The sequence below is a fragment of the Paenibacillus glycanilyticus NBRC 16618 genome (assembly GCF_004000805.1).
Lineage (GTDB): Bacteria > Bacillota > Bacilli > Paenibacillales > Paenibacillaceae > Pristimantibacillus > Pristimantibacillus glycanilyticus.
On sequence record NZ_BILY01000085.1, the window covers coordinates 1 to 2,379 of the forward strand.

Below are 2,379 nucleotides of genomic sequence, written 5' to 3' on the forward strand. Positions count from 1 at the left end.
GGAGGCTTAGCTCAGCTGGGAGAGCATCTGCCTTACAAGCAGAGGGTCGGGGGTTCGATCCCCTCAGCCTCCACCATTACAACATTGGGGATTAGCCAAGCGGTAAGGCAACGGACTTTGACTCCGTCACTCCAAGGTTCGAATCCTTGATCCCCAGCCATTTTAATACGAGCCATTAGCTCAGTTGGTAGAGCACCTGACTTTTAATCAGGGTGTCGAAGGTTCGAGTCCTTCATGGCTCACTTTTCTTAATAAGTTTCACCCATGCGCGTATGGCGGAATTGGCAGACGCACCAGACTTAGGATCTGGCGGGCGACCGTGGGGGTTCAAGTCCCTCTACGCGCACCATACTTACCATCCAAACCTTCAGGAGATGTCCTGAAGGTTTTTTTGTGCTACATTGTAGCCATATCATTATTAGGGCAAAGGAGATATCAATAATGAATGAAGTGATAGCTTTATTGAAGCAGCACCGTTCTATTCGCAAATTTACGAAGGATCCGGTAACGGAGCAGCAGCTTGATGCCATATTAACGGCGGCGCAGCAAGCGTCTACTTCAAGCAATATGCAGGCTTATTCCGTCATTGGGATTACGGACATGGAACTACGCAGGGAATTGGCTAAGCTGGCGGGTAACCAGGCTTATATCGAGGAAAGCCCCGTATTCCTCGTCTGGTGCGCTGACCTGTACCGCTGGGAGCAGGCAGCTAAACGACATTATGAGGACGAGATGCCCAGCACGACGGAGAATTTTATTATCGGTACGGTGGATGCGGCCTTAGCGGCGCAGAATGCAGCTATAGCGGCTGAATCACTCGGACTTGGGATTGTGTATATCGGGGGGATCCGAAATCAGCCGGAGCAGGTGTCTGAGCTTCTACAGCTCCCGCAGCATGTGTACCCGGTGTTTGGGATGTGTATTGGCGTGCCGGATCAATCTCCGCTTAACCGGCCGCGTCTGCCGCGCCAGGCGGTCTATTTCGAGAATACTTACAAGCAGGGCGCCATAGACTCTGCTATTGATACCTACGATGAAACGTTAAGCGCTTATATGAAGGCAAGATCGAACGGGAAGGCCAGTACAACATGGTCACAGGCAATGGCCGGCAAAGCGGGTCCGGTACGCATTCACATGCGCTCCTTTTTAGAAAAGCAAGGATTTAAGCTCGAGTAAGGTTAAGTTCCTTAAACATTAAATCGGTTAATCCAATGTCGATTGGTCAAGTATCACATTTCTGTCATTGACAACGCATCTGAGAACGATTATCATTATACCTAGTTAATTGATAATTGTTATCACGGACGCGCTGCAGGCGCATAATAAATGACACGATCTGCCTTACGGCATCGGAAGGAGCGTGCAGGTCAAATGATTCGTCTTGCGACTTCGAATCTGGACATTGCTTATGATGATCGACTCATCGTTCAAAATTTAAATATTGCTATCCCTCAAGGCAAGATTACAGCCCTTGTCGGCTCTAACGGATCGGGTAAATCAACCATCCTGAAGACGATGGCGCGGTTGATGCATCCATCTGGAGGCAGTGTTCTCTTGGACGGAAGATCGATACACAAGCAGTCTACAAAAGAAGTGGCGAAGCAGCTTGCGATTTTGCCGCAGAATCCGACAGCTCCGGACGGCCTGACCGTTGCCGAGCTTGTATCGTATGGCCGTTTCCCTTATCAGAAGGGCTTTGGTTCCTTGACGAAGGAAGACCGAGGTATTATCCAATGGGCCATTGAAGCGACAGGCATGGGAGAATTCACCGATCGCCCGGTTGATCAACTGTCCGGCGGTCAACGCCAGCGCGCATGGATCGCAATGGCGCTTGCGCAAGAGACGGACATTTTGTTCCTCGACGAACCAACGACCTTCCTCGATATGGCCCATCAGCTGGAGGTTCTCCATTTGCTGCAGAAGCTTAACGAGATGAACAACCGTACGGTTGTTATGGTTGTCCATGATTTGAACCATGCGTCGCGCTACGCGCATCACATGGTTGCCATCAAGAAGGGTACTGTCGTAGGCGAAGGAACCCCGGCCGAAGTTATGACACCGGATGTTTTGCGTGAAGTATTTAATATCGAAGCAGATATCGTTCCCGATCCGCGTACAGGCGTGCCGCTTTGCCTGCCATATGCATTGGCGGGCGAACCGGCTGCCGATAAAGTAATGGCCGATACAAAACCTGAGCGGATTTTGACAGCCGCAGGAGCATAATTGTAACGAAAAGTCGTGCCGGAAAGCGCGGCTTTTTCTATTCAAAACTTTTCTTAAAAAAACTTTTATAAAACAGTTGCATTTTGTTTTTGAAGGTGATATATTATTACTTGTCGCCGCGATGATAACGAAACGCGAACGACAACGAAAGTAACA

Annotated in this window: 2 protein-coding genes and 4 tRNA genes; all 6 read left to right on the top strand. The window is 49.6% G+C overall.

What is annotated here, in order from left to right:
* Positions 1 to 76 (top strand) — tRNA-Val (locus tag PGL01S_RS30610).
* A gap of 9 nt (positions 77 to 85) precedes the next feature.
* A tRNA-Gln gene (locus PGL01S_RS30615) sits at positions 86 to 160 on the top strand.
* Between the two features lie 9 nt (positions 161 to 169).
* Positions 170 to 242: transfer RNA gene (locus PGL01S_RS30620), tRNA-Lys, on the top strand.
* A 24-nt stretch (positions 243 to 266) separates the two neighbouring features.
* Positions 267 to 349 (top strand) — tRNA-Leu (locus PGL01S_RS30625).
* Positions 350 to 441: 92 nt separating this feature from the next.
* Positions 442 to 1,176 carry an oxygen-insensitive NADPH nitroreductase gene (nfsA, locus tag PGL01S_RS30630; RefSeq protein ID WP_127499528.1) on the top strand — a complete coding sequence of 245 codons (735 nt, stop codon included), beginning with the start codon at positions 442 to 444 and terminating at the stop codon, positions 1,174 to 1,176.
* Between the two features lie 195 nt (positions 1,177 to 1,371).
* Complete coding sequence (locus PGL01S_RS30635) at positions 1,372 to 2,223, top strand: ABC transporter ATP-binding protein (RefSeq protein ID WP_127499530.1); 852 nt, start codon at positions 1,372 to 1,374, stop codon at positions 2,221 to 2,223.
* The last annotated feature ends 156 nt before the right edge of the window (positions 2,224 to 2,379 follow it).

Bases quoted from the DNA above. Each gene is read 5' to 3' on its own strand.
- nfsA (WP_127499528.1), top strand. From the start codon at position 442: ATGAATGAAGTGATAGCTTTATTGAAGCAGCACCGTTCTATTCGCAAA.
- PGL01S_RS30635 (WP_127499530.1), top strand. From the start codon at position 1,372: ATGATTCGTCTTGCGACTTCGAATCTGGACATTGCTTATGATGATCGA.